The organism is Caulobacter sp. CCNWLW153, assembly GCF_036889365.1.
In the GTDB taxonomy this organism is placed as follows: Bacteria; Pseudomonadota; Alphaproteobacteria; order Caulobacterales; family Caulobacteraceae; genus Caulobacter; species Caulobacter radicis.
Genome location: NZ_JBAKFV010000006.1, coordinates 264,917 through 288,815, shown reverse-complemented (window position 1 = coordinate 288,815; position 23,899 = coordinate 264,917). Strand labels below are relative to the sequence as shown.

The window sequence follows — 23,899 nt, the reverse complement described above, 5'->3', positions numbered from 1 at the left end:
CCAAGCAGGCGCTCCACCGCGTCGTTGAACGGCTTCACACGAGCGTGCGGATTGGATTTGTGGGGCGGACATGACGTCCTTTCGGGGCCGATGAGCCCGCGTGGCGCCTAGCACGGGCATGATAGCGCGATCCGGAAGGAATGGCTCCACAATTGGCGCAATCATTTCGCCAGGCAGGATTGAAACCAGCCGTGCTGGAGCCCCTCAAACGAGGCGCAATCATTTCCCTGGGAAACCGGCGTTCATGCTAATGTCGTCTCGAGGCGCGCAGTCACGCCATCGGGTCGGTTCGCCAGACCTCGAAACGCCAAGGTCTCGACGCGCCGGCTACCATCACCATCGCAATCGTCGCCACGGAGCTTTTTGCTCCGCCGGCTCGTCTCGCCCTCATCTTCACCGAAAGGAACGTCTCTTGTCCAAAGGCAACCGAGAAGTCCGCAAACCCAAGGCGATCAAGCCCAAGCTGACCGCCGCCGCGCCCGCCGCCCCTTCGCCGGTCAGCGCGCCCCGAAAGAAATGACCCTCCGCCGTGAAGGCGGCGCGCCAAGAAAGGCGACAAGATGAAAACCTATCCCGGAACGCGCCCGTCCCCGCCAAAGGGCTTAAACGATCCGCGCTCGACCGCGAGCCAAAGCGCCAGACCGCGGCCGATTAATCCCGACGCCCTGCGCGGCGCCAAGCCCTGATCGCCCTGACGTCTCATCGGGGTCGGAGCGGCTGCAACCGGATCATGCACGCATGAGCCGCTACTTCTGCTACATCCACACGCAAGCGTCGATGGCGCCGCAACTACATGTCCTGGTCAGCGAGCCTGGCGAGCAGCTCGCCGCCGCGGTGAGGGAAGAAATCCGCAGTTGGCCCGCCTACACCGCGGTTGAGATCTACGACGAGAACGATCGGGCGATCCTCAGATTCACGAGGACCGCGATGCTCGTCCCTAGCTAGGCAAGCATGGATTGCAGCTTGGACGGGGCGGCCCTGCCTTCCCCTCTTGGCCAATCGCCAAATCCGCATCGTGGGCGCTAAACACCTGGGACGGGACGTGGCTCACACCCGGGAGCCGACCATCACCGCTTAAGTCCGCGGGGCCCGATTGCGCCATTTGAGTTCGCGGGCAGCAGCGAAATTTCCTGAGTGTCAGACCATGGGTCGAGGGACAGACCCAAGGTGGTGCGGCGGCAGGCTAACCCGCGCTCGTCCCTCCTGCTTCACGCCAGCCGCCGCCCAAGGCTCGAAACGAACGAACCGAGGCGCGGGCCGCTTCCGCCCGGGCCTGGATCCTGGCGTCGCGAATGGAAAGCAGCCGCGCATCGGCGTCAAGAACTTCGGTCAGACTGACGACGCCGGCGTCGTAGGCTGCCGCGGAAGCGTCCCTGGCCTGGATCAACGACACCTCGCCCTCCGCCAGGATCCGCTCTTGGTCCTCGCGCTTGACCAGGCTGGAAAACGCGTTCTCCACGTCCTCGGTCGCGCGCAGCACGGATTGCCGGTAGGTCGCGAGCGCCTCGGCCTTGCGGCCACGCGCGGCGCTGACCTCGGCCTGGACTCGGCCAAAGTCGAAAAGCCGCCAGCGAAGACCCAAAACGCCCTGTGCCTGGGAGGCGGGGCGCTCGAGGATGGTGCTGCTGCTGGTGGTGGCCGTGCCGACCAGACCGCTCAGGGAAAACTTCGGAAAATATTGTGACAGGGCCGATCCGACCTGCGCATTGCTCGCCCGAAGTCGCTGCTCGGCCACGACAAGGTCGGGACGCCGTCGTAGCAGTTCGGCCGGACCGCCGGCCTCGGCCAGGCCCGGAGCGGCCGGGATCGGGGCCGCCACGGCCAGCTCGGCGCGATAGGTCCCAGGCTGCGCGCCCAGCAGCACGTCCATGGCGTTGAGCGCCGCGTCGAGGCCTTCCTCCAGGACGGGGATATTGGCCTTGGTCTGTTGCAGGGCGCCGAGCGCCTGCTGGAGCTGGAGTTCGGCCGCGACACCCTGGGCGCGCTGCAGACGGACCGTCTCGACCAACCGGCCTTGCGTCTCTACCTGTTGGCGGGCGACGACCAACCTGGCCTGCAGGCCGCGGACCAGCATGTAGGTGTCGGCGGCCTGGGCGGCGACCGCCAGGCGCGCGGCGGCGACGCCGGCCCGCGCGCCCTCATATTGAGCGCGGGCCGCCTCCTGATCACGACGCGAGCCGCCGAAGACGTCCAGCTCCCAGCCCGCGACGACATTGGCTTCGTACAGCGCGCCGTTGCGATCGAAGTTGGGCGTGGCGGCCAGCAAGCGCCCGGTCGGGGTCTGGGTCGAAGCGTGGGCCTGGGCGGCGCTGGCCTCGACCGAGGCCGACGGCAGCAAGGCGGCGGTCGCCGCCCCCAGCCCCGCCCTCACCTGGGTCACGCGGGCCGCGGCCTGGGCCAGGTCGAGATTTTGGGTCAGGGCGCGATCGACCATCTTGTCGAGGACTGGATCCTTGAAGCCGCGCCACCAGCTGTCGACTGGCGCGGGCGCCGCCTGGCGGGCGGCAACCGCGGCCTCGCCCATGAAGGCCCGCGGGGCGGCGATCGTCGGCGCGACATAACTGGGCCCCACTGCGCAACCGCCAAGAGCGGCGACGCCGGCGACCGCTGGAAGGGACTGAAGAAAGACGGAGCGCATGGCAAACTTTCTGGACGTGGCGAACCAAATGTGACCAAAGTCCAATACGGTCACTCGTTTGTCAACCTCGATGACCGATGATAGCTTGCCAGCCATGAGCATCCTCGATCCTTCTTCTTCCGCAGACGGCCAGCGTGGTCCCGTCGAGCACGGCATCCGAGACCAGATCGTCGACGCGGCCGAGGCGCATTTCAGCCGCTACGGCTATGGCAAGACCACGGTTGCGGACCTGGCCAAGGCGATCGGCTTCTCCAAGGCCTACATCTACAAGTTCTTTGATTCCAAGCAGGCGATCGGCCAGGCGATCTGCGTTCAATGCCTGGACAAGGTGCTTGCAGCGGGCGAGACCGGCGTGGCCGAAGGCAAGACCGCTTCCGATAAATTGCGCCGCTTTTTCAATGGCATAACAAGCAAGAGCGCCGAGCTGTTTTTCCAGGACAAGCTGCTCTACGACATCGCCGCCCATTCGGCCGAAGAACGCTGGCCCTCGGTGATCGCCTATCTGGCGCGGGCCGAAGCCATCCTTCGCGGCATCATCCTGCTGGGCCGCGAGACCGGCGAGTTCGAACGCAAGACGCCGATCGACGAGATCTGCGAAGCGATCTTGCTGGTCATGCAGAGCTTCATGAACCCGCTGATGCTCAAGCACAATCTGGACGACTTGCCAGAAGCGCCGACCAAGGCCGTCAATCTGGTGCTTCGCAGTCTCGCGCCTTGAGCAGAAAAGTGACTAGTTGACAATTTGGTCACTCGCCGCCAGCTTGGGAGCCTTCCGTCAAGGCAGGATCCTTAAGCCATGTCGTCTCGCCCCCTCGCCGCCGTCCTGCTCCTGGGCGGTCTAGCGCCCCTGGCCGCCTGTGGCGGCAAGGCCGACGCCAACGATCCGCGCACCCAGGCTCCGATCGTCCGCGCAGCCGTCGCGGGGACGGCCGCTACTGGAGAGCGCCGGTTCAGCGGCGTCGTCTCGGCCCGCGTCCAGAGCGACCTGGGCTTTCGGGTCGCCGGCAAGGTGGTCGCCCGCCTAGTCGACGCCGGCCAAACGGTGCGCCTGGGCCAACCGCTGATGCGCATCGACGCGGCCGACTACGCTCTGGCCGTCACGGCCCAGCACGAACTAGTGGAGGCCGCCCGCGTCCGCGCCGAGCAGGCCGCGTCTGAGGAGCGACGCTATCGCGGTCTTGTTGCGGCCGGCGCGGTTTCCACCCTCGTCTACGACCAGGCCAAAGCCGCCGCCGACGCGGCCCAAGCGCAGTTGGCGGCGACCCAGGCCCAGGCCCGCGTCTCGCGCAACACCGCCGGCTACGCGGTCCTGACCGCCGACGCAGACGGCGTGGTAATGGAAACCCTTGCCGAGCCCGGACAGGTGGTGGCGGCCGGCCAGCCCGTCGTGCGCCTAGCCCATGCCGGCCCGCGCGAGGCCGCCATCGCCCTGCCCGAGACCGTTCGCCCCGCGCTCGGCTCGACGGCGGACGCCTACGCCTTCACCGGCGCCAAGGCCGGCCAGGCGCGGCTTCGCCAGCTTTCCGATGCGGCCGACCCCCACACCCGCACTTATGAGGCCAGGTATGTGCTGAGCGGCCCGGCCGCCCGGGCCCCGCTGGGCTCAACCATGGTCGTGGTCCTGCCGGGCCAGGCCGGCGGCGAAGCGGCCCGCGGCGTCGAAGCGCCGATCGGCGCCCTCCATGACGCCGGCAAGGGTCCGGGCGTGTGGGTCATCGACCCGCGCACCTCAACCGTCCACTGGCGCGCCGTGCAGGTTGCGTCGCTGGGGAGCGAGACGGTGACGATCTCCGGCGGTCTTTCTGGCGGCGACCGGTTCGTGGCCTTGGGCGCGCACATGCTCCACCAGGGCCAGCGCGTGCGCGTCCAGACCGGAGCGGCGCAATGACCCTCAATCTCTCCGCCCTGGCGGTGCGCGAGCGATCGATCACCCTCTTCCTGATCATCGCCATGACCTTCGCCGGCGCCTTCGCCTTCCTGAAGCTGGGACGCGCCGAGGACCCGAGCTTCTCGATCAAGGTCATGACCATCGTCAGCGCCTGGCCTGGCGCCACGGCCCAGGAGATGCAGGACCAGGTGGCCGAGCCGCTGGAAAAGCGGATGCAGGAGCTGAAGTGGTACGACCGGTCGGAGACCTTCACGCGGCCCGGCCTGGCCTTCACCACCCTGACCCTGAAGGATCAGATCCCGGCCAAGGAGGTCCCAGAGCAGTTCTACCAGACCCGCAAGAAGATGGCCGACGAGGCCGCCAACCTGCCGCGCGGCGTGCTGGGTCCGTTCGTCAACGACGAGTACGGCGACGTGACCTTCGCGCTCTATGCGCTCAAGGCCAGGGGCGAGCCCCAGCGCCTGCTGGCGCGCCAGGCCGAGATCCTGCGCCAGCGCCTGTTGCACGTGCCTGGCGTCAAGAAGGTCCAGATCATCGGCGAGCAGCCGCAGAAGATCTTCGTGGAGTTCAGCCAGGCGCGCATTGCGACGCTGGGCGTCAGCCCGCGCGACCTTTTCGCCGCGCTGAATGATCGCAACCTGGTCACCCCCGCCGGGGCGATCGAGACCCAAGGTCCCCAGGTGCAGATCCGCCTCGACGGCGCGATCGACAGCCTGGAGACGATCAAGGAGACGCCGATCGTGGTCGGCGGCCGCACGCTCAAGCTTGGCGACATCGCCGAGGTCAAGCGCGGCTACGAAGACCCCGCCACCTTCATGATCCGCAGCAGCGGTGAGCCGGCTATCGTGCTGGGCGTGGTGATGAAGGACCGCTTCAACGGACTGGAGCTGGGCAAGAACCTCGACAGGGAAGCCAAGGCCATCTCGGCCGAGATGCCGCTGGGCATGAACTTCGACAAGATCACCGACCAGTCGGTGAACATCGTCGAGGCCTATGACGAGTTCATGCTGAAGTTTTTCGTGGCCCTGGCCGTGGTCATCGTCGTCAGCCTGATCAGCCTGGGCTTCAGGGTCGGGGTGGTGGTGGCCATGGCCGTGCCGCTGACCCTGGCAGGCGTCTTCGTGATCATGCTGGTCACCGGCCGCGATTTCGACCGCATCACCCTGGGCGCGCTGATCCTGTCGCTGGGTCTGCTGGTCGATGACGCCATCATCATCATCGAGACGATCGTGGTGAAGATGGAGGAGGGCAAGGACCGGATCTCGGCGGCGACCTATGCCTGGGGTCATACGGCCGCCCCGATGCTGGCCGGCACCCTGGTGACGATCATCGGCCTGATGCCTGTGGGCTTCGCCAAGTCCACGGCCGGCGAATACGCCGGCAACATCTTCTGGGTGGTGGCCTTCGCCCTGATCACCTCCTGGTTCGTGGCGGTGATCTTCACGCCCTATCTGGGCGTCTTGATGATCCCCAAGATCAAGCCGATCGAGGGCGGGCACGCGGCGATCTACGACACGCCGCGGTATCGCAAGCTGCGCAAGATGGTCACCTGGACGGTGGATAACCGCTTCAAGGTTGCGGCCGGCGTCGGCGTGGCCATGGTGGCCGCCGTCCTGATGATGGGCGGGATCAAGCAGCAGTTCTTCCCGATTTCCGACCGGCCGGAAGTGCTGATCGAGGTGCAGATGCCCGAGGGGCAGAGCATCGGTTCGACCAGCCAGGCCGTGGCGAAGGTCGAGGCGTGGCTGGCCAAACAGCCCGAGGCCAAGATCGTCACCAGCTATATCGGCCAGGGCGCGCCGCGCTTCTTCCTGGCCATCTCGCCCGAGCTGCCCGATCCGTCTTTCGCCAAGATCGTGGTGCTGACGCCCGATGAAAAGGCGCGCGACGCCCTCAAGAAGCGCGTGCGCCAGTTCGCGGCCGCCGGCTCGGTTCCGGGCGCCAGGATTCGCGCCACCCAGATCGTGTTCGGCCCGCCCTCGCCTTTCCCGGTGGCCTTCAGGGTCATGGGTCCCGACGCCGATCGCGTTCGCGACATCGCCGAGGAGGTCAAGGGCGTGATGCTGCGCAACGCAGGCATGCGCCAGGTCAACACCGACTGGGGCGAGCGCGCGCCGACCGTGCATTTCGTGCTCGACCAGGATCGGCTGCGCGCCTTTGGCCTCAGCTCCGCCGACGCCTCCCAGCAGCTGCAGTTCCTGCTGACGGGGGTACCGGTCACCCAGGTTCGCCAGGACATCCGCTCGGTCGAAGTGGTCGCGCGCACCACCGGCCAGGAGCGGCTCGATCCGGCCAAGCTCGGCGCCTTCACCCTGGTGGGCGCGGCGGGCGAGCGCATCCCGCTCGACCAGATCGGCAAGGCCGAGATCCGCATGGAGGACCCCATCCTGCGCCGTCGCGATCGCCTGACGACGATCACCGTTCGCGGCGACATCGACGAGACCTTGCAGCCGCCGGACGTCTCGACCCAGGTTCAAAAGTCGCTGCAGCCGATCATCAAGGCGCTGCCGGCCGGCTACCGGATCGAGATGGGCGGTTCGATCGAGGAGGCGGGCAAGGCCAATGTCGCCCTGGCCGCGGTCTTCCCGCTGATGTTCATCCTGATGATGGTGGTGATCATCTTCCAGGTTCGCTCGCTGTCGGCGATGTGGATGGTGCTGCTGACCGCGCCGCTGGCCCTGGTGGGGGTGGCGCCCACCCTGCTGATCTTCAACCAGCCGTTCGGCTTCAACGCGATCCTGGGCCTGATCGCCCTGGCCGGCATCATCATGCGCAACAGCCTGATCCTGATCGGCCAGATCCAGATAAACCAGGAAGAGGGTCTGGATCCTTTCCACGCTGTCGTTGAGGCCACCGTCCAGCGCGCAAGGCCGGTCATCCTGACCGCGCTTGCGGCGGTGTTCGCCTTCATCCCGCTGACCCTGTCGGTGTTCTGGTCGTCGATGGCCTACACCCTGATCGGGGGCACCATCGGCGGCACCATCCTGACGCTCGTCTTTCTGCCGCCGCTCTACGCCATGTGGTTTCGGATCAAGGCCCCCCGCAGCGACGCGGCTTCCACCAACGCCCCCGAGCCGCTGGCGACATGACAATCAAGGTTCGCCAGCGCCCCCGCCCTAAGCCGCATCGATCTGGAGAAAAACCATGAGCGCCCCCGAACCCAAACTGGCCGACCAGATCGCTCCTGGGGCGTCGGGCCTGGAGCAACTCCAGGCGATGATCGCCGCCGGTGGACGAGCGCCCATCGGCGAGACCCTGGAATTTTCGCTCACCGAGGCCGGCGACGGCTGGGCGGCGTTCGAGGGCTTGCCAGGGCGCCACGCCTACAATCCGATCGGCACGGTCCACGGCGGCTATGCGGCGACCTTGCTGGACTCCGCCTGCGGCTGCGCCGTGCACTCCAAGCTCAGCGCCAAGCAGGCCTACACGACCCTGGACCTGAAGGTGTCCTATCACCGGCCCCTCACGGACAAGACGGGCCTGGTGCGCGCCGAGGGCCGTGTGGTGACCTTCGGCCGCCGCGCCGCCTTCGCCGAAGCCACGATCAAGGACGTCAGGGGACGGATCTACGCCACGGCGACCTCGAGCCTGCTGGTGTTCGAGCGGTGAGAAGAGCCCGTTCAATTATCGGACCCCCCTCGCCCTCACCTCACCTGTGTCTCCAGGTCCGGCCCCGAGGGGCCGGCTGTTGATCAAGGAAAATGCGGGGCCAGCTTTGGCGCGCGCCCTGGGCGGCGGCCTCGATCACGCCGGCCACGGCCTTGGGCTGCGAGGCGAAAACGACGTTGCTGCCCTTGACCTCGGTCGCATTGGCGCCAATGCGCCGGGCGATCTTGCGCAGCAGCTCGGAGGCGATCGCCCCGTCCCTCCGTGGCGCCCACCGCCCAGCTGGGCTTGGTCTTCCAGGCCGCGACCGTCAGCTTGGCCTTGAGCGCCGCCAGCGCGACGGGGTCCTGTGAAGCCTGCAGGAACGCCGCGTCCAGCCCTCGCCAGCGCTCGACCACAGCAGGTCAGCTGAAGGCTTGGCCGCGCCAAGTGCGGACGTCTGCCGCCGCTAGAAAGGCGACGTATGCCCACTTCGGGATCGCGTCATCGCCACGTTGCCGCCACTTGTTGCACATGCGTGGGAACTATTTCCACGATATTGCCCCCGGTCGTACGCCACGGCGCAAGGGCAAGAAGCGCCCTAAGCCAAAAGGCTGAACGAGCCATAGCGCCCAGCTGAAGTGGCGTCTGGGTCGCTCCAAAGGTTCTGAGAGCTTGTGCGCGCAGTTGGCGGCTTTCGGGATGCGCTTTTGTTCGTCCGGCTACACGTCGGGGCTCTCTCGCGGCAGCGTCGTGACAATGCGCAATCCGGGTGGACCCAGGCGTTCAATGCGGCCCCCCAGTTGCTGGACAAGTGAGCCGACGATGCGAGTCCCGCCGCCAGTCTTGGTCGCGGTTGGGTCGAAGCCCACGCCGTTGTCCTCAACCGAGAGCACAAGGTCTTCGTCGACGGCGGTGAAGCTGACGTAGATGTCGCCAGCCCTTTCTTCCGGAAAACCGTGCTTAAGGGCGTTCTCAACGAGTTCGTTTATCACCAGGCCGATCGGCACTGCCTGCATGGAGCTGAGCGCAACGTCATCGACCTGGACACGCAGAGCAATGGGGCGAACGCCCAACACGCTCTGCCGGAGGCCTTCGCAAAGCGACTGGATGAAATCGCGAGAGGCGACCACCGTAGCCCGCTCGCCAAGATGAAGCCTAGCATAGACCTCGCCCAAGACATTGATGCGGCCAACTGCGTTGTCGAGCACGCGCAAAGCCCGCGGGTCATCCAGCTCACGGGCGGAAAGCCGCAACAGCCCGCTGATCGAGGCCAAGTGGTTCTTGACCCGGTGATTGACGTCCAGAAGCAGCAGACGGTTGATCTCGCTGCTGCGCTCGAGCTTTTCAGCGGTGTGAACTAAGCGTTCCGCCGTCGACCGCAGAGCCTCCACCACCATCGCGACGAACAGCGCCACGATCACATAGAGCAGCAGGGGAATGGCGCCCTGTACACTCGGCAGGGCGAAGGAACGCAGCGGAGGCACGAAAAAGTACCAGGCCAGCAAAGCGCTCAAAATGACCGAGAAAATCCCGGTGCCGCGATCAATCAGCATCGAGGTAAGGATGATGGCTGGGAAGAACAGCAAAAATGGATAGCCGCCAAGAAGCGGACTGAACGCCGAGCGCAAGGCGAAAAACGCCAGGACCACAGCAGTAGCCAGGATGTAACGGACCCACAACGGGGCTTTGCGGAGTGGGTCGGACCAGGCGAAAACTTTCTCGAGGCGCATCGCCGCAATTGAGCACGCCGCAGACCCAGGTCCAAGCATGGCCGTTCGCGCGCCGCTTCCGTTTGGTCGCAGAAAGCTTCAGCGCGGCTTGGCCTCCTGGCGTCGGATCGTCCCCGCGTATCCAGAGGCCCCTAGGTTGTATCAAGACTTGGCGCCCATCCGCGACGGTGCTCTCCTGTGGCATGCACGGGAGCCTCAAGCTCGCATCCATGGAGTAGCCTGTTGCAACTGCCGGACGGAGGTCCTGTTCAAGGCTTGGACCAGCAGAAGATGCTGCTTGAAGCCCATGCCGTCGACGATACCGGGGGTGGCCACCCGGCCATGGTGTTCCTTCACGGTTTTGGCACGGACCAGACAATCTGGCGGGCGCTAGCCTCGCGCCTGCCGACGGGTAGCAGGCGGGTTTTCTACGATCACATGGGTAGCGGCGCCTCAAACCTCGCCCAGTACGACCCCGATCGATACAGCAACTTGGAAGGCTATGCCGGCGATCTGGTCGACATCCTGGAAGCCCTGGACCTGAGGGACGCCACGATCGTCGCCCATTCGGTTTCGGGGATGATCTCATTATTGGCGAGCCTGCGCACCGAAAGGGTCGGTCGCATCATCATGATCGGCGCCTCGCCACGTTACCTGAACGACGAAGGCTATGAGGGCGGCTTCGAGCGCGGCGACGTCGAAGATCTGCTGGATCTGATGGCGCTGGATTTCCAGGGTTGGGCGCGAACACTGGCGCCGCGGGTGATGGACCAGCCCGAGAACTCCGCGCTGACCCAGGATCTGGTCTTTAGCTTCAGCCGCGCCAATCCCGACGTGACGCGACGATTCGCCCAGGCCACCTTCCTGTCCGATCACCGGCGGGAACTCGGCGAGTGTCGTGTGCCCACACTCGTTCTTCAGGCCAGCGCTGATGTGGTGGTACCGTTATCGGCCGCACGCCTCCTGGCGGACCGTATGCCGAACGCGCGGCTCGAGATGCTGGAGACGCGCGGTCATTATCCGCATGTGAGCGCTCCGGGCGAAGTGGCTGAGGCCATTGAGCGGTTCCTACGGGAGCCCGCCGGGTGAGCATGGGCGACACAGACGGGCTGGCCCGGTGGGCGCCGGTCGGCCTCTTTGAGATGGACGCCGAGATGATCATCCGCGCGGTCAACCCGGCCCTGGCCGTAATGACCGGCTTGGCTTCAGTCGCCCTGATTGGACGCCCCTTCCGCGACCTTCTCACGCGCTCGTCTCAGTTCATCTACGCGCTCAAGGCCGAACCTTCGCTCGCCGACCATGGGACGTCCGAGGAAATCTTTCTCGAACTCGCCCACGCGGACGGACGTCCTCGCCCTGCCCTTCTCACGGTGTCGGCAGAAGGCGACCGGCGATATGGGGCGTTGTTCTCCGCGCCTGAGCGGCGCGCCTATGAACTGGAGCTCGTCGCCGCTCGCCAATCCATGCTTGGAAGTCTGGAGGCGCTGAGGGCGGCCAACGAGCAGCTGGAGCATCTGGTCGAGGAGCGTACAGCGGCGCTGGCGCAGCGCGATCTCCTGCTGCGGGAGGTCTACCATCGCGTGAAGAACAATCTGCAGGTGGTCGACGGGTTGCTGCTTCTGCAATCTCGCAAGCTCGCCGATCCGGAGGCGGTCGCGGCCCTCGAAGGCCTGCGCAAGCGAGTTTACGCGATCGGTTTGGTCCACCACCAACTGATGGGCTCGGCAGATCTCAAGACCTTCGATGTTGGCGTCTTCCTCCGGGATCTTCTGGCCCATCTCCAGCAAGGCGCTCCCGACACCATCGCTTTGCGGATCGACGCCGCGCCCCTAGCCGCGGATCTCGACTTCGCCGTTCCCTTGGGTCTGCTGGTGACCGAATTGACAACCAACGCGTTGAAGCATGCTTTCCCGGGCGGCGAAGGCGAAGTTCGGGTCACCCTTGAGGCGCCGGAGGGAGAGGACGTCGTGTTGCGGATCGCCGACAATGGCGTTGGATTTTCCGATCCCACGGGGGCGCCGACCCCCTCGCTTGGGCTGACGATCGTCAAGGGGCTCGTGCGTCAGCTTCGCGGGCGGATCCAGTCGATCCAGACAACCGGCGTTTGTTGGGAAGCGCGGCTGCCCTCGCCGGGGGCCGCCTCATGCTGAATTCCGACCGCATCCTTATCGTCGACGATGAGTTCATCATCGCCCAGACGCTGAGCATCTATGTCGAGGACCTTGGCCTGGCAGTCTGCGGCATGGCCGCTTCGGCCGAGGAGGCCGTCGCGATCGCGGTCGACCAACGGCCCTTCATCGTGCTGATGGACATGCGCCTTCAGGGCGAACGCGACGGAGTCGACGCTTCCAGGGAGATCCACGAGCGTGTCGGCTCCAAGGTGATCTTCATCACCGGCTCGCGGGAACCGGCGACCTTGACCAGGATCGAGGGCGACCACCCGGCCGCCGTGCTCTTCAAGCCAGTCTCGGAGGGAGAGCTTATTGCGGTCATTCGCAAGCTGCTCGATGAGGCGCCAGACCGTTCGAGTCCCTCTCCTTAGACGTCGTTCCGCGCCCGCTTTGGTGTCGGCGCGCCAAGGGGTGACAGCGACCTCCGATGAGACGAGCAGCTGTAGAGACACCCGCCAAAAGGCCGCGAGCGCCCTAAAGCCGGCCCAACGCGACAGACGCGATCAACAGCGGCATGAGCAGCAACATCCAGATACCCGCGCGGGCCAGATCCGGCACACGTACGGGCGGCGTTCCCACGGCAATGGCCAAGCCGGGTGTCCCTGGCACGACAAAGCCGCCAAGGCTGGCGATCACCGCCGCGATCGCCATGGGGGCCGGATCCGCGCCGACCGCCGCCGCCAAGGCCACGGCGGCGGGGACCGTGATCGTCGCCATGGCGATGTTGTTGACCAGCTCGGTCAGCAAGGCCGCGCCCGCCACCAAGGCCAGCAGGGCCATCCAGGTCGGCACGCCGTGGATCTGGCGCAAGGGCGCCGTCAGCCAGACATCGACGCCCGTCTTGGTCAGGGCCGCGCCGATCGCCAGGGCGCCGCCCGCGATCAGCAGCACGCCCCAGGGTATGCGCGCCGCATCGTCCCACGATAGCAGACGGCGACCGTCGCCGGACGGCAGCAGGAACATCAGACCGCCCCCCAGCACCGCTACCCCGGCGTCCGAGGCGCCCGGAAGCACGCTCTTGAGGAGGGGCATGTTCAGCCAGGCGCCGAGGATGCAGACCATGATCGCGGCGACCGCGATCTGCGGGAAGGACCATCCTTTCGGCGCGTTCAGGGTCCGCGAGAGCTCGTCGCGCGCCGGCAGGCGCACGCGCGAGCGGAAGCCCACGGCGACGATGAGCGCCCAGGCCAGGGGCACGCCCAGGACGGCGATTGGAAACCCGTACGAGAACCAGTCGATCACGCCGATGCTCTGGCGCGTCTGCTGGGTGATCATGCCCGCGGCGACGGCGTTGAAGATGTTGCCGCTGAAGGTCGAGAAGCCGCCCAGCATCGCGGCGTAGGCGACGCCGATGATCAGCGCGCGCGAGAAGGTCCTGACGTCGGCGTCCCGGTCCGCGTTGGCGGCGGCCGTGGCGAGCGCGATGGCGACGCCGATCTCCACCATGAAGAGCGTGGCCATGGAGGTCGACACCCACATGCCCGCGAAGGCCGCCGCCGCCATCACCGCGAGCAGAAGTCGCCGAGGTCCGCCGCCGCCGACCGCCACCGCCAGACGCGCCAGTCGCAGATGCAGCCCCGTCTTCACCGCCCCCAACGCCATGACCGAGCCACCGAGCAGCAGGAATATGATCGGCGAGGCCTGAGCCTTGGCGGCGACCTCCGGCGTGACCACCCCGAGCATGGGCAGCGCCAGGAAAGGCAGGAGGGCCGTCACCGCGGCCGGAACCGCGTCGCCGCACCACCAGACGATCATCCAGGCCAGCACCGCGGCGACGAGCCAGCCGTTCGGTGAAAGCCCCGAGGGGGTCGGAACGATCAGGGCGATGACCAGCATCGCTGGCCCCGCGACGAGGGCCGCCACCCGCGGCCAGCCGAGGCCGCTAGGCGCGAGATCGATAGCCTGGTCCTTGGTGCTCATGACGCCATCTCCACGAAGGGTGCGATGTCCTGGGTTTCGACGACCGTGGTGCGCCGCATGTCGCGGCGTTCGTTCAGGTCGTCATAGGGAAGGCCGCGATGCATCGTGCAGCGATTGTCCCACATCACCAGGTCGCCGACCTTCCAGCCGTGCTGGAAAATCATCGGCGGCGTGGTGGCTAGGGCGATCAGGCGATCGAGCAGCTCGCGCCCGCGCTCCGGTGACAGGCCCAGCACATGCGAAGCGTGGGACGCCAGATAGAGCGAAATGCGCCCCGACCCGGGATGGCGACGCATCAGCGGTTGGACGACCGGTGGAAACCGCGTGACGGCTTCGGCGGCCAGCTCGTCATAGCCGACGAGACCGCGCGAGCGCGCCATGGAGTGCGCCGCCTTCAGCCCGGCGATCTCGGCCCGGGTGGCGTCGTCCAGCGCATCGTGGGCCGCGCGAAGGTCGACGAACTCGGTCTGCCCGCCCGTGGCGGGGCATTCATGCGCCGACAGAAACGAGATCTTGCCCCACTGGGGCTTGAACGAACTGTCGGTATGCCAGAACCCATTGGCCCGCTGCATCAGCCGCCAGCGATCCTCGGGGGGACGGATCGCGCCGTCGGGCCCGAGGTTGGAGACTTCGGCGATCCGAGGCTCGCCGAGGCGGGAGCTGGCCTTGCCCTTGAGCGCGGCGCCCACGGTTTCCTCCAGAACGCCGAAGCCCTCGCTGAAGGCGATCTGCTGAACGCTGGTCAGGGGCTGGTCGCGGAACACCAGCACTGCGTGAACATCGAGCGCCTTGGCGATCTCCGCGATCAGGGCGGCCGATGGTGGCCGCGCGAGATCGACGCCGAGCACCTCGGCGGCGAACAGCGGGTGTAGCGGCTCCACGCGGATCATGGCGGCCTCCTCGGATCGGGATGACGCAGCCTAGGCGATCAAGGCATAATCAGAAGCACCAATGGTGTGATCAGGGTATACGCGAATGGTTATGTCATCGCCCGACGACTGGGCGGCGCGCATCGGTCGGCGTCTGCGCCTGCGGGACCTAGGCGTCCTCGTCACCGTCGCCCGAGAGGGTACGATGGCCAAGGCCGCGCATCGGCTGTCGATATCCCAGCCCGCGGTGTCGAAGGCTATCGCCGACCTCGAGGCCAATTTGGGCTTGAAGCTCTTCGATCGCGGTCCGCAGGGGGTGCGACCAACGCTCTATGGGGAGGCTCTGCTCGCCAGAAGCGTCGCGGCCTTCGACGAACTGCACCAGGCCGTGCGGGAGCTCGACTATCTGTCTCACCGCACCGCCGGCGAGGTTCGGCTGGGGTGCAACGAGTCTTTGGCCGCGGCGCTGCTGCCGGCGGTCGTGCGAACGCTCAACGTCCAGCATCCCGGCCTGACGCTGCATGTGACGCAGATGTCGCGACCGATCACCGAGGAGGCGCGGCGGCTGCGGGATCGGGAAGTCGAGTTCATCATCGCTCGCGGTGTGTTCGCGGTCCCGGAGGACGACCTCGACGTCGAACTGCTGTTCGAGGAGCCCCTGCAGCTGATCGCCGGCGCCGCGAGCCGATGGGCCACCGATCCGCCCAACGGCCTGGCGGACCTGCTTTCCGCGCCGTGGGTGCTCTATCCGCCGGGAGAGCCGCCGGGCACGCTGGTGGACGAGGCGTTTCGCGCCCAGGGCCTGCCGCCGCCGGACCGGGGTGTCACGACGTCGTCCTTCTATCTGCGCCAGCAACTGCTGGAGACCGGCGACTACGTCACGGTGGCGCCGCGCTGCATGCTCGCGGTGTTCAACGCGCGCCAGCCCACGGTCGCTGCCTTGCCCATCGACCTTGGGATCGCCTTGAGACCCGTGGCGATCTACACGCTGCGCAACCGGACGCTCAGCCCCTTGGCGCGAACCACCATAGACACCATCCGGTCGACGTCGACTGGTCTGCGGTGACGCCCGAAGGCGCGCGGATTTGAGCCTTGTTCTACCCACTTCCAGTCGTTGAACGCGTTTGCGCGGGCGTCGATGGCCGTCCGCATTGTCCTAGATCGCCTGACAATCCTCGTCCGGAGCGACCCAAGGCGGCGTTTGCCCCGCGAAGCGTTCGACCAGGAAGCTCGCGGCAGGCCCCAAGGGCGCATTGGCGCGATAGATGGCGAAGAAGCGATAAGCGCCGCCCTTAAAGTCGGGGAGGTCGAGCTTGACCAGGCGGCCAACTTCAAGGTCCTGGCGCACCATCGGCGCGGGCATAGCGCCCCAGCCGACGCCGTCCAGCAGCAACAGATGCTTGGTGCGAAGGTCCGCGACGCGCCAGGTGTGGTTGGCCACGACGCCAAGATCGACACCCTTGGTCCGATCGGAGCGATCGGTCAGCACGACTTGCAAGTGGTCGCGTCCGGCGCCGACCAGATTGCGCGAGGCGACCGCAAGGGGATGATCGGGCGCGGCGACGGGGATCAATTGCACACTGCCCACGCCGATGCGTTGCAGGCCCGGGACCTCGATGTCTGGCGGTCCGCAGACGCCGATCATCGCCGCGCCATCGATCACCAGTTGGGTGACCGCGCCCAAACCTTCGCTGCGGACATGCAGGGCGACGGATGGGAACTCGGTGCGGAAAGCGCGCAGGGCGTCGATCACTCGGCTCTCGGGCAACATCACATCAAGCACGAGGGTCACCTCGGGCTCCAGGCCCTCCAGCAGACCTTGCGCCTTGGCGCGAAGGCGATTGAGCCCGTTGGTGACGGCGCGCGCCTCGGACAGGACCGTCAATCCCGCGGCCGTGAGCACCGGTCGGCGGGTGGCGTCGCGCATAAAGAGCGAAAAGCCGAACAGCGCTTCGAGATTGGTGATGGTGTAGCTGACCACCGAGGTGGTGCGCCCCAGGGCCCGCGCCGCGCCGGCGAAACTGCCGACTTCCACGACGGTGATGAAGACCTTCAGCTGGTCCAGGGTCGGCGTGCCGGCGACGGCCATCTCATGTCCTCGGCGGCGCGAGGCTATGATCGCGCCAGTGCTTGGCCACTAACAACAGATGCACCGGCTTTCCAGACGCAGGGGTGCACATGGGGCAACGATCGGTTGACCAATCGGCGTTCCTGGCCGACCGGCGCCCGCCGCTAGGGTTGCGCAGGTCCGGGATGGGCAGTCCGCCCGGCGCTTGCCAAGGAAATCACCATGACGATCGCTGTCGAAGAAAAGGTCGGACTGGGCGCGCTTCTCACCCCCGACAACTGTGCCCTTATGCTCATCGACCACCAGCCGTTCCAGGCGGCCGGCGTGCGCAACATCGAGGTTGGTCAGATGATCAACAACGTCGTGTTCCTGGCCAAGACGGCCAAGATGTTCGGCGTGCCCACGCTCCTGACCAGCGTTCTGGCCGACCGCGGCGGCGTGATCTTCAAACCGCTGACCGACGTCTTCCCGGAACAGACGCCGATCGACCGCACCTTCATCAACACCTGGGAAGACCAGGCCTGCGTCGACTGGGTCAAGGCCACGGGCAAGAAGAAGATCGTCATCGCCGCCCTGTGGACCGAGGTCTGCCTGGCGTTCCCGGTCATTCAGGCGCTCGGCGAAGGCTATGAGGTCTACTTCGTGACCGACGCCTCGGGCGGCACGAGCGTGGAGGCCCACGAGATGGGCATCGCGCGAATGGTGCAGGCCGGCGGCGTGCCGCTGACCACAATCGTGTTCGCCTCGGAACTTCAGCGCGACTGGGCGCGCACCGAGCAGGCCGCGGCGCTGTCGCAACTGATCCTCGATCACGGCGGGGCTACGGCCACCAGCCTGGCCTGGGAACTGCAGCTGCTGAAAGCCTCGAGCCACTAGGCCCCAGCGCGAGGTCGGGCGCTCGATGCGCCTGACCTCGCCGGCGTCCCATGCCTTCCCGCGCCGTCCCAGGGTCACCACCGCGATAGGCTCAAGCCGATCAGCCCCAAAATTCGCGGTCCAAGGAGACCGCGCCGCCGGCATAGGTCACGCCTCCGGGGAGGTCGTGGGCCAGGAACTTCGGACCGTCCAGGTCCACGTGATCGCAGAGCTGCGCCAGGAGGTAGGCCGGCGCCGCCGCCAGGCTGGAGCCGCCCATGTTTCCGACCATGACGCCAAGCCCCAGACGGCGCGCCTCCCCCACCATCGCCAGCGCCTCAGTCAGGCCACCGCATTTGTCGAGCTTGATATTGGCCACCTGAAAGCGACCGACCAGGCCGGGCAGATCAGCCAGGCCCTGGAGACTCTCGTCGGCGGCGACCGGAACAGGCAAAGCCAGATCGTCGAGCACGGCTTCGCGTCCGATCGGAAAGGGCTGCTCCAGAAGCCGCACATCGGCCTCGACCAGCACGGGCGACAGCTCCATCAGGGTGTCGCGGCAATAGCCCTGGTTGGCGTCGACCATCAGCCAGACGTCAGGCCTGGCCGCCCGCACCTGGCGGATGCGGGCGATATCGGCCGGCAGGTCACCATCGAGCTTCAGCTTGATCGCGCGAGCGTCCGCGTAGGCCGCAAGATCCGCCCGCAGGACCTCCGGCGTCTCCGCGCCCAGCGTATAGGTCGTGATCCGAGGCCTTGGCTCGACAAGCCCGGCCAGCCGCCACACCGGCTCTCGCGTGAGCCGGCTTTCGAGCTCCCAAAGCGCGGCGTCGAGCGCGTTGCGGGCGCCGCCACCGGGCAACAGGGTCTGTAGCGCGAGGCGGTCCGCACCGGCTTCGATATCGCCGCGGACACGGTCGATCTCCGCGACCATACGGCCGGTGTCGTCGTCGAGATAGAAGACGCCGCCCGCCTCCCCCCTGCCCCGCGCGCCGTCCTGGGCGATAGTCACCCGAACACCCGGAATTCCCGGAACGGTGCGGCCGGCGATGCGCAACGGCTGGCGGAACGGTAACGCCTCCACCGTGACCGCGACCTGGCGGCGGGTCATGCCTCAAGGACCGCTGCAGGCTCGCCCCGCATGGCCAGCAAGAAGCACAGACCCGACAGGATCGCGGCCGGCGCCGAAACGAAAACGATGGCCAAGCCGAGCTTGGCCTCCCCGCCGAGCGCCTGGCTGAGCAGGGCGATGGCGGCCGGCGCGGTCGCCGCGCCGAACAGGGCCGTCGTCAGGACATAGGCGGCGATGCCCCGTCCGCGGATGGTGTTGGGCAGGTTCAGGGTGATGGCCACCACACCGACCGTCGGCACCATGCCCGCGCACACCAGGGCCAGGCCCAGGAGGATCGCGAACAATGGGACGTTCGGCGCCACGGCGAAGAGGGCCAAGGGCGCGCTGATGAAGGCCGCCAAGGCGGCGGGCAGCAGCACCCCTGCCCGACCACCGCGTCGCCGTCCCAGTTCCGCCAGCTGGCCGCCGCTCAGCGCCCCGACGATCAACCCGATCAGGGTGACGGCGCTGAGCCAACCGGCGAAGCCGCCCGGCGTCAGGCCGAAGTTGCGCATCAGCAGGGGCGCAGCCCAGACATTGGCGCCTTGGACAGCGATCGTGCTGAACAGCAGCCCGCCCAGCAGCGGGACCAGGAACCGTCGGTGCGTCCACAGTTCGCGCCACCCGCCGGCGTCGCCCAGGGCCAGGTCGCGTTCCTGCCGGGCCGGCTCGCGCAAGAACAGGAGCAACAGCAAAAGCGCCGTGCAGACCACCGCGGCGGCGACGTAGAGCATCCGCCAGGCCGAGAGCCCGCCCACATTCAGACCCGAATGGGCCAGCCAGTCGAAGGCCGCGCCGCCGACCAGGATGCCGAACGCCTGACCGCAGGCCTGGCCGCCGGCGAACAGGCTGGTGGCCACCGCGCGCCGCTCGGCCGGAAAGAAGTCGGCGATCAGCGACAGACTGGCGGGCACCAGCAACGCGGTCACCAGACCAAGCGCCGTGCGCCAGGCGACCAGGGCCGCAAAAGCGCTGGAAAGTCCTGAGCCGGCCATCGCCACGCCCCACACGACCACGCCGACCACCAGCAGCCGCATGCGGTTGCGGCGGTCGATCAGCCAGCCCATCGGCAGGGAGCTCAGCCCATAGGCGATGCCGAAGACCGTGCCCTGGAGGAGGCCGATCTGCACATCGCTCAACGCCAGTTCGCGCTTCATCGGTTCGATCAGCAGCGCTGTCAGCGTGATGTCCATCGAGGTGAGGAAGGCCAGCAGAACCAGCACGGCCAGCGCGCCGCGCCGCGTGCGCGCGGCCGGGTAGACCGCGGCGGCCACAGCAGGCCCTTCAGAAGGCAGCAAGACGGCGGCGCTCATCGGCGACGCTCGAAACGCAGGCGAACGGTGCGGCCGCTGGTCAGGGCAAAGCCCGTCTCGTCCGCCTCCAGGGTGAGCGCCAAGGGCATGGCCGCCTCGCCCAGACCTCGCCAGAGACCCGGGCCAAGGGGCTCGAGCTTGTAGAGCGACGCCCCAAGGCTTGAGGCCAGGCTCATCCGCGCACCGCCGGGGCCGTCGGTGATGCGGGCCGAAAGGCCGGCGCAGGCGTCGAAATAGCCTACCGGCGCCTTGGCGTTCGATGGAGCCTCGACACGCTCAAGGCGATCGGTGGCGCCAAACTCGGTGACCAGGAGGGCGTCGACCCGCGCCGGGCCCGTGACGGGTTTGACCCGCAGATCGGTCGGCAGGATTCCCACCGAGATCTGACCGGCCGCGTCGCGGCGGGCCGGCAGGGTGTAGCCGCCAACGGTCATGGCCTGGCCGCCTTCGTGTTCCGTCAACATCAGCACCTGACCGCTCTTGGCTGAGTAGAAGGCGCCGGTGATCGGCGCGCCGCCGGCGTCCCGCGGCGCGGGGGGCAAGCCCTCGAAGCAGGCGTCGAGAACGGCGTCGACCAGACCATAGAGATCAAGGGCGCTTTGGCCGTTGGTCATCACGATCAGGTCGAGCTCATGGTCCAGGACCTTCAGCATCTGCGAGGAGCCGCCCACGACGCCGCCGGCATGGTGGACCGTGCGCAGGCCGCGATGTTCGGTCATGTTCAGGCCCAGGCCGTAGCCGTGGGTCGTCACAGGGGTGCGCATCTCGTCCCAGGTCGCGCGTCGTCCGACGATCGGGGCGGACATGTGAGACAGCCAGCGCAACATGTCGTCGACCGTCGAGACGATGCCGCCCTCACCGGCGATCGGCAGGCCAAACACCCCCCGTGTCCAGCCGCCGTCCGGCCTGGGCAGGTGCAGGGTGGCGCTGTTGGGACACAGGTCGGTGTCGAGACGGCGCAGCTGGGTGTCGGCCATGCCGATCGGCTCGAAGATCCGAGTTCGGAAGAAGTCCTCCAGCGACTGGCCGCTGATCCGCTCGACGATCACCGACAGCAGTACGTAGCCGCCATTGTTGTAGTTCCAGCTGGCGCCAGGCGCGAAATTGACGCTGTCGAGGGCGGCCAGCATCTTCAGCTGCGCGTCGGCGGGACCGGTCTTTCCGGGTCCCGCCGTGAGGAAGAACAGGTCCAGGCTGTCGCGCATGCCGCTGGTATGGGCCATCAGCTGGCGCACGGTGATGGCGTCGGCCCAGGTCGGCAACTCCGGAATGACGCCGCGAGGGCTGTCGTCGATCGACAGGCGCCCCTCCTCGGCCAGCAGCATCACCGCCAGAACGCAGAAGTGCTTGGTGGTCGAGCCGATCCGCATGCGGATCGACGGCGACAGGGTTACGGGGAGCTCGACATTGGCCAGGCCCACGCCCCTGCGGTAGCGGGGAACGCCCCCGAGCGCCACGCCCAGGGCGAAGCCTGGTCCATGGGTGCTGTCGTAAGGCGCCAGCAGGGCGTCGAGCGCCCCAGGATCGATCCGGGCTTTCACGGTCACGAAAACGCGTCTCCAGCAAACTCTAACAGGGTTCAGAACCGGGCGGTCACCCGCACGCCGAGCGTACGCGGCTGCAGGACGGTGACCTGGGCGGGACCACCGACGGACGACAGCACCGTGGCGGCCGACAGCTGGCCTTCCTCGTCGAAGAGGTTGCGTGCGTAGAGCTGCACGTCGGCGCGCGGCAGGCTCAGGCCAAGGCGAAGGTCCACCGTCACGTAGGACGGGAGCTCGTATTGCGGCAGGCCCGCATTGGCGTCGAACGAGGCCGAACGATCGTCGACATAGCGCACCGTCGCGCCGAGCGTGGGCCGCAGGCCCTGGCTGCTGAGCTGGTAGTCGGCCAGCACGGCGGCCGTCAGCTTGGCGACATTGGGCAGACGGTCGCCCTTGAGCGCTCCCAGCAGCGGGGCGTCCTGCGCCAGGCGGGCGTCCTGGTAGGCGAAGGCGCCGCTCAGGGTCAGGGCCGAGGTCGGCCTCGCCACCAGGGTGGCCTCTCCGCCGTCGATCTTGGCCGCCCCGGCGTTGGCGATCACCGAGACGCCGCCGGCGGCCGTGGTCACCTGAATGTCGCGCCAGTCGATGTGATAGGCCGACAGGTCGAGGCTGAAGCGCCGGTCGGCGGTCTCGCCCTTGTAGCCCAGTTCATAGCTTTTCAGGCTGTCGGAGGCGAAGGTGGCCGGGGCGAGGGGCGCGCCGCTCACCGGGTCGTTGACGACGAAATTGGGACCGCCGGGACGATAGCCTGTGGCGAAACGGGCATAGACGGTCTGGCGTCCGCCAAGGCGATAGCGGGCGTTGGCCAGGTAGGTGACCACCTCGTCCTTGGCCCGGGACACCGGCGTCGAGCCGATCAGCACGCCTGAACCGATCTGCTCGAACCGTTGGTCGTTGCGGGCGTAGCGGACGCCGCCGGTGATGTCGAAGGCGTCGGTGACCTTGACGGTCAGATTGCCGAAGGCGGCGATCTCCTCGTAGCGGCTGGGAATGGCCACAGTGGCCAGATCGATCGGCGAGACCGCGCCGGCTGGATCGTAGGCCACCACGTGCTGGCGATTATCGCTGTCCTCGTCGGTATAGTAGCCCCCGACGAGCCACTGCAGTCGCGTGTCGCCGTTCGAGGCCAGGCGCACCTCCTGGGTGAACTTGTCCGTCGAACGGCGCTGATCGATGGCCACGGCGCTGAACGCCAGGCTAAAGCCGCCGAGCACCGGCACATAGACGGCCGAGGCGTCCTGGCGGAACGTGGAGTCCACTGTCTGGTAGCTGGAGATCGAGGTCAGGGTCGCGGGCCCCAGGTCGTAGTCGATGCTCGCGCTGGCGAGGCGGAACGACTGGTCAAAGGGCTCGGCCTTCAGTCTGCGCTGCTGGCGCTCGCCATCGACGCGCTGGCCAGACAGGGTGAAATCGACAGACGGCGTGCCGTCGCGCCCGATCTCCTGGGCAAAGCCGGTCAGGCGGATCTTCAGGGAGTCGGTGGGCGTCAGCGCCAGGTCCAGACGGCCGCCATAGACGTTCGAGGCGTCGACGTTCTTGTCGCCCAGGGCGACGTTGTCGACGAACCCGCCGTCACGCGAATAGAAAGCGCTGGTCCGAAGCGCTGCGTCCTCGCCGAGCGGCGCGTTGACCACGGCCGCGCCGTTGGCGCCGATCGCGCCGCCGGAGGTCGAGGACAGGCCCGCCTGGGCCTTGGCCGCGAAGGCGGTCGGATCGGGCGCCTGGCTGATGTAGCGCAACACCCCGCCCATGGCCCCAGCCCCGTAAAGGGTGCCCTGCGGTCCGCGCAGGACCTCGATGCGATCCAGGTCAAAGAGCCCGACATCGAGCGCCAGGGACGAGGCGTTGGAAAAAGCGCTGCTGGAGCCGTAGGGCACATCGTCGACATAGACCCCGACGGTTGGTCCGATATCGACGCCCGCCGTGACGCCCCGCAGCGAGACCTGGGTCTGGCCGACGCCCGCCGTCGTGAACGACAAGGCCGGCACCGTATTGGCGAAGTCGCGAAACTGAACCGCGTCCAGCCGGGCCAGATCCGCCGCCGCCAGGGCGGTGATCGACTGAGGCGCATCGATCAGACGCTCCTCACGCTTCTGCGCCGTGACGATGATCTCGTCGAGCTTGGCCGGCTCAGCGGCTTGCTGCGCCCACACCGGTGTTCCAACCGTCATCAACAGGGCTGTGCCCTGCCCCAACCAACGCGCCGTCATGTCAGCCCCTCTTGG

General features: G+C 67.3%; 20 protein-coding genes. 11 read left to right on the top strand and 9 right to left on the bottom strand.

Going from position 1 to position 23,899, the window contains the following annotated elements; translation table 11 throughout:
- The first annotated feature begins 560 nt into the window (after positions 1 to 560).
- Together V6S85_RS12250 and V6S85_RS12245 are read left to right on the top strand one after the other, a co-directional pair.
- Positions 561 to 686 carry a hypothetical protein gene (locus V6S85_RS12250; protein WP_334349035.1) on the top strand — a complete coding sequence of 42 codons (126 nt, stop codon included), beginning with the start codon at positions 561 to 563 and terminating at the stop codon, positions 684 to 686.
- A 52-nt stretch (positions 687 to 738) separates the two neighbouring features.
- Positions 739 to 945 carry a hypothetical protein gene (locus V6S85_RS12245; protein WP_116490046.1) on the top strand — a complete coding sequence of 69 codons (207 nt, stop codon included), beginning with the start codon at positions 739 to 741 and terminating at the stop codon, positions 943 to 945.
- A gap of 238 nt (positions 946 to 1,183) precedes the next feature.
- Here V6S85_RS12245 and V6S85_RS12240 read toward each other — a convergent pair whose 3' ends face one another.
- Positions 1,184 to 2,638 carry a TolC family protein gene (locus V6S85_RS12240; RefSeq protein ID WP_334349034.1) on the bottom strand — a complete coding sequence of 485 codons (1,455 nt, stop codon included), beginning with the start codon at positions 2,636 to 2,638 and terminating at the stop codon, positions 1,184 to 1,186.
- 94 nt (positions 2,639 to 2,732) lie between these two features.
- Here V6S85_RS12240 and V6S85_RS12235 point away from each other — a divergent pair, with 94 nt between their 5' ends.
- The 4 genes from V6S85_RS12235 to V6S85_RS12220 all read left to right on the top strand — a co-directional run bounded on the left by V6S85_RS12235 (position 2,733) and on the right by V6S85_RS12220 (position 8,135).
- Positions 2,733 to 3,356, top strand: a complete 624-nt coding sequence (locus tag V6S85_RS12235) for a TetR/AcrR family transcriptional regulator (protein WP_116490044.1) — start codon at positions 2,733 to 2,735, stop codon at positions 3,354 to 3,356.
- Positions 3,357 to 3,434: 78 nt separating this feature from the next.
- A complete protein-coding gene (locus V6S85_RS12230; protein WP_116490043.1) occupies positions 3,435 to 4,526 on the top strand; it encodes an efflux RND transporter periplasmic adaptor subunit in 1,092 nt (363 codons plus the stop codon).
- Entirely contained in the window at positions 4,523 to 7,615 is a 3,093-nt protein-coding gene (locus V6S85_RS12225) for an efflux RND transporter permease subunit (protein ID WP_116566289.1), read from the top strand. The genes V6S85_RS12230 and V6S85_RS12225 overlap by 4 nt, the downstream gene beginning before the upstream one ends.
- Positions 7,616 to 7,670: 55 nt before the next feature.
- A complete protein-coding gene (locus V6S85_RS12220; protein WP_116566288.1) occupies positions 7,671 to 8,135 on the top strand; it encodes a PaaI family thioesterase in 465 nt (154 codons plus the stop codon).
- 698 nt (positions 8,136 to 8,833) lie between these two features.
- Here the strand turns inward: V6S85_RS12220 and V6S85_RS12215 are convergent.
- Positions 8,834 to 9,844, bottom strand: coding sequence for a sensor histidine kinase (locus tag V6S85_RS12215; RefSeq protein WP_165828770.1), 1,011 nt, complete (start codon positions 9,842 to 9,844; stop codon positions 8,834 to 8,836).
- 255 nt (positions 9,845 to 10,099) lie between these two features.
- On the opposite strand from V6S85_RS12215, the gene V6S85_RS12210 reads away from it, so the two are divergent.
- The 3 genes from V6S85_RS12210 to V6S85_RS12200 are packed head-to-tail and all read left to right on the top strand — an operon-like array spanning position 10,100 to position 12,365.
- Positions 10,100 to 10,912, top strand: a complete 813-nt coding sequence (locus V6S85_RS12210; RefSeq protein WP_243410509.1) for an alpha/beta fold hydrolase — start codon at positions 10,100 to 10,102, stop codon at positions 10,910 to 10,912.
- Between the two features lie 2 nt (positions 10,913 to 10,914).
- The gene (locus V6S85_RS12205; protein ID WP_243410511.1) at positions 10,915 to 11,973 is read left to right on the top strand and encodes a sensor histidine kinase; all 1,059 of its coding nucleotides are present in this window, start codon (positions 10,915 to 10,917) and stop codon (positions 11,971 to 11,973) included.
- On the top strand, positions 11,967 to 12,365 hold the full coding sequence (locus V6S85_RS12200) for a response regulator (protein ID WP_116566280.1): 399 nt from the start codon (positions 11,967 to 11,969) through the stop codon (positions 12,363 to 12,365). Before V6S85_RS12205 ends, V6S85_RS12200 begins: the two co-directional genes overlap by 7 nt.
- 103 nt (positions 12,366 to 12,468) lie before the next feature.
- On the opposite strand, the gene V6S85_RS12195 is transcribed toward V6S85_RS12200, so the two are convergent.
- Together V6S85_RS12195 and V6S85_RS12190 are read right to left on the bottom strand one after the other, a co-directional pair.
- A complete protein-coding gene (locus V6S85_RS12195) occupies positions 12,469 to 13,914 on the bottom strand; it encodes an SLC13 family permease (protein WP_334349033.1) in 1,446 nt (481 codons plus the stop codon).
- The gene (locus V6S85_RS12190) at positions 13,911 to 14,804 is read right to left on the bottom strand and encodes a TauD/TfdA dioxygenase family protein (RefSeq protein ID WP_334349032.1); all 894 of its coding nucleotides are present in this window, start codon (positions 14,802 to 14,804) and stop codon (positions 13,911 to 13,913) included. Before V6S85_RS12190 ends, V6S85_RS12195 begins: the two co-directional genes overlap by 4 nt.
- An 85-nt stretch (positions 14,805 to 14,889) precedes the next feature.
- Here V6S85_RS12190 and V6S85_RS12185 point away from each other — a divergent pair, with 85 nt between their 5' ends.
- Positions 14,890 to 15,849, top strand: coding sequence for a LysR family transcriptional regulator (locus V6S85_RS12185; RefSeq protein WP_334349031.1), 960 nt, complete (start codon positions 14,890 to 14,892; stop codon positions 15,847 to 15,849).
- Between the two features lie 90 nt (positions 15,850 to 15,939).
- On the opposite strand, the gene V6S85_RS12180 is transcribed toward V6S85_RS12185, so the two are convergent.
- Positions 15,940 to 16,872: a LysR family transcriptional regulator gene (locus V6S85_RS12180; protein WP_334349030.1), complete on the bottom strand. Its 933-nt coding sequence runs from the start codon at positions 16,870 to 16,872 to the stop codon at positions 15,940 to 15,942.
- A gap of 201 nt (positions 16,873 to 17,073) precedes the next feature.
- Here V6S85_RS12180 and V6S85_RS12175 point away from each other — a divergent pair, with 201 nt between their 5' ends.
- Positions 17,074 to 17,727: a hydrolase gene (locus tag V6S85_RS12175; RefSeq protein ID WP_116566270.1), complete on the top strand. Its 654-nt coding sequence runs from the start codon at positions 17,074 to 17,076 to the stop codon at positions 17,725 to 17,727.
- 100 nt (positions 17,728 to 17,827) lie between these two features.
- Here V6S85_RS12175 and V6S85_RS12170 read toward each other — a convergent pair whose 3' ends face one another.
- Genes V6S85_RS12170 through V6S85_RS12155 form a run of 4 tightly spaced genes read right to left on the bottom strand, consistent with a single transcriptional unit; the run spans position 17,828 to position 23,884 of the window.
- Positions 17,828 to 18,817, bottom strand: a complete 990-nt coding sequence (locus tag V6S85_RS12170) for a dipeptide epimerase (RefSeq protein ID WP_116566268.1) — start codon at positions 18,815 to 18,817, stop codon at positions 17,828 to 17,830.
- Entirely contained in the window at positions 18,814 to 20,130 is a 1,317-nt protein-coding gene (locus tag V6S85_RS12165; RefSeq protein WP_334349028.1) for an MFS transporter, read from the bottom strand. Before V6S85_RS12165 ends, V6S85_RS12170 begins: the two co-directional genes overlap by 4 nt.
- Entirely contained in the window at positions 20,127 to 21,677 is a 1,551-nt protein-coding gene (locus V6S85_RS12160) for a serine hydrolase domain-containing protein (RefSeq protein WP_165828768.1), read from the bottom strand. Before V6S85_RS12160 ends, V6S85_RS12165 begins: the two co-directional genes overlap by 4 nt.
- A gap of 32 nt (positions 21,678 to 21,709) precedes the next feature.
- Positions 21,710 to 23,884, bottom strand: a complete 2,175-nt coding sequence (locus V6S85_RS12155) for a TonB-dependent receptor (RefSeq protein ID WP_334349027.1) — start codon at positions 23,882 to 23,884, stop codon at positions 21,710 to 21,712.
- Positions 23,885 to 23,899: the final 15 nt, after the last annotated feature.

What these genes read in the sequence shown, in the direction of transcription:
- V6S85_RS12175 (WP_116566270.1), top strand. Translation starts at nt 17,074, where the DNA reads ATGACGATCGCTGTCGAAGAAAAGGTCGGACTGGGCGCGCTTCTCACC.
- V6S85_RS12155 (WP_334349027.1), bottom strand. Translation starts at nt 23,884, where the DNA reads ATGACGGCGCGTTGGTTGGGGCAGGGCACAGCCCTGTTGATGACGGTT.
- V6S85_RS12215 (WP_165828770.1), bottom strand. Translation starts at nt 9,844, where the DNA reads ATGCGCCTCGAGAAAGTTTTCGCCTGGTCCGACCCACTCCGCAAAGCC.
- V6S85_RS12165 (WP_334349028.1), bottom strand. Translation starts at nt 20,130, where the DNA reads ATGAGCGCCGCCGTCTTGCTGCCTTCTGAAGGGCCTGCTGTGGCCGCC.
- V6S85_RS12170 (WP_116566268.1), bottom strand. Translation starts at nt 18,817, where the DNA reads ATGACCCGCCGCCAGGTCGCGGTCACGGTGGAGGCGTTACCGTTCCGC.
- V6S85_RS12220 (WP_116566288.1), top strand. Translation starts at nt 7,671, where the DNA reads ATGAGCGCCCCCGAACCCAAACTGGCCGACCAGATCGCTCCTGGGGCG.
- V6S85_RS12185 (WP_334349031.1), top strand. Translation starts at nt 14,890, where the DNA reads ATGGTTATGTCATCGCCCGACGACTGGGCGGCGCGCATCGGTCGGCGT.
- V6S85_RS12230 (WP_116490043.1), top strand. Translation starts at nt 3,435, where the DNA reads ATGTCGTCTCGCCCCCTCGCCGCCGTCCTGCTCCTGGGCGGTCTAGCG.
- V6S85_RS12205 (WP_243410511.1), top strand. Translation starts at nt 10,915, where the DNA reads ATGGGCGACACAGACGGGCTGGCCCGGTGGGCGCCGGTCGGCCTCTTT.
- V6S85_RS12195 (WP_334349033.1), bottom strand. Translation starts at nt 13,914, where the DNA reads ATGAGCACCAAGGACCAGGCTATCGATCTCGCGCCTAGCGGCCTCGGC.
- V6S85_RS12200 (WP_116566280.1), top strand. Translation starts at nt 11,967, where the DNA reads ATGCTGAATTCCGACCGCATCCTTATCGTCGACGATGAGTTCATCATC.
- V6S85_RS12180 (WP_334349030.1), bottom strand. Translation starts at nt 16,872, where the DNA reads ATGGCCGTCGCCGGCACGCCGACCCTGGACCAGCTGAAGGTCTTCATC.
- V6S85_RS12225 (WP_116566289.1), top strand. Translation starts at nt 4,523, where the DNA reads ATGACCCTCAATCTCTCCGCCCTGGCGGTGCGCGAGCGATCGATCACC.
- V6S85_RS12245 (WP_116490046.1), top strand. Translation starts at nt 739, where the DNA reads ATGAGCCGCTACTTCTGCTACATCCACACGCAAGCGTCGATGGCGCCG.
- V6S85_RS12235 (WP_116490044.1), top strand. Translation starts at nt 2,733, where the DNA reads ATGAGCATCCTCGATCCTTCTTCTTCCGCAGACGGCCAGCGTGGTCCC.
- V6S85_RS12250 (WP_334349035.1), top strand. Translation starts at nt 561, where the DNA reads ATGAAAACCTATCCCGGAACGCGCCCGTCCCCGCCAAAGGGCTTAAAC.
- V6S85_RS12190 (WP_334349032.1), bottom strand. Translation starts at nt 14,804, where the DNA reads ATGATCCGCGTGGAGCCGCTACACCCGCTGTTCGCCGCCGAGGTGCTC.
- V6S85_RS12240 (WP_334349034.1), bottom strand. Translation starts at nt 2,638, where the DNA reads ATGCGCTCCGTCTTTCTTCAGTCCCTTCCAGCGGTCGCCGGCGTCGCC.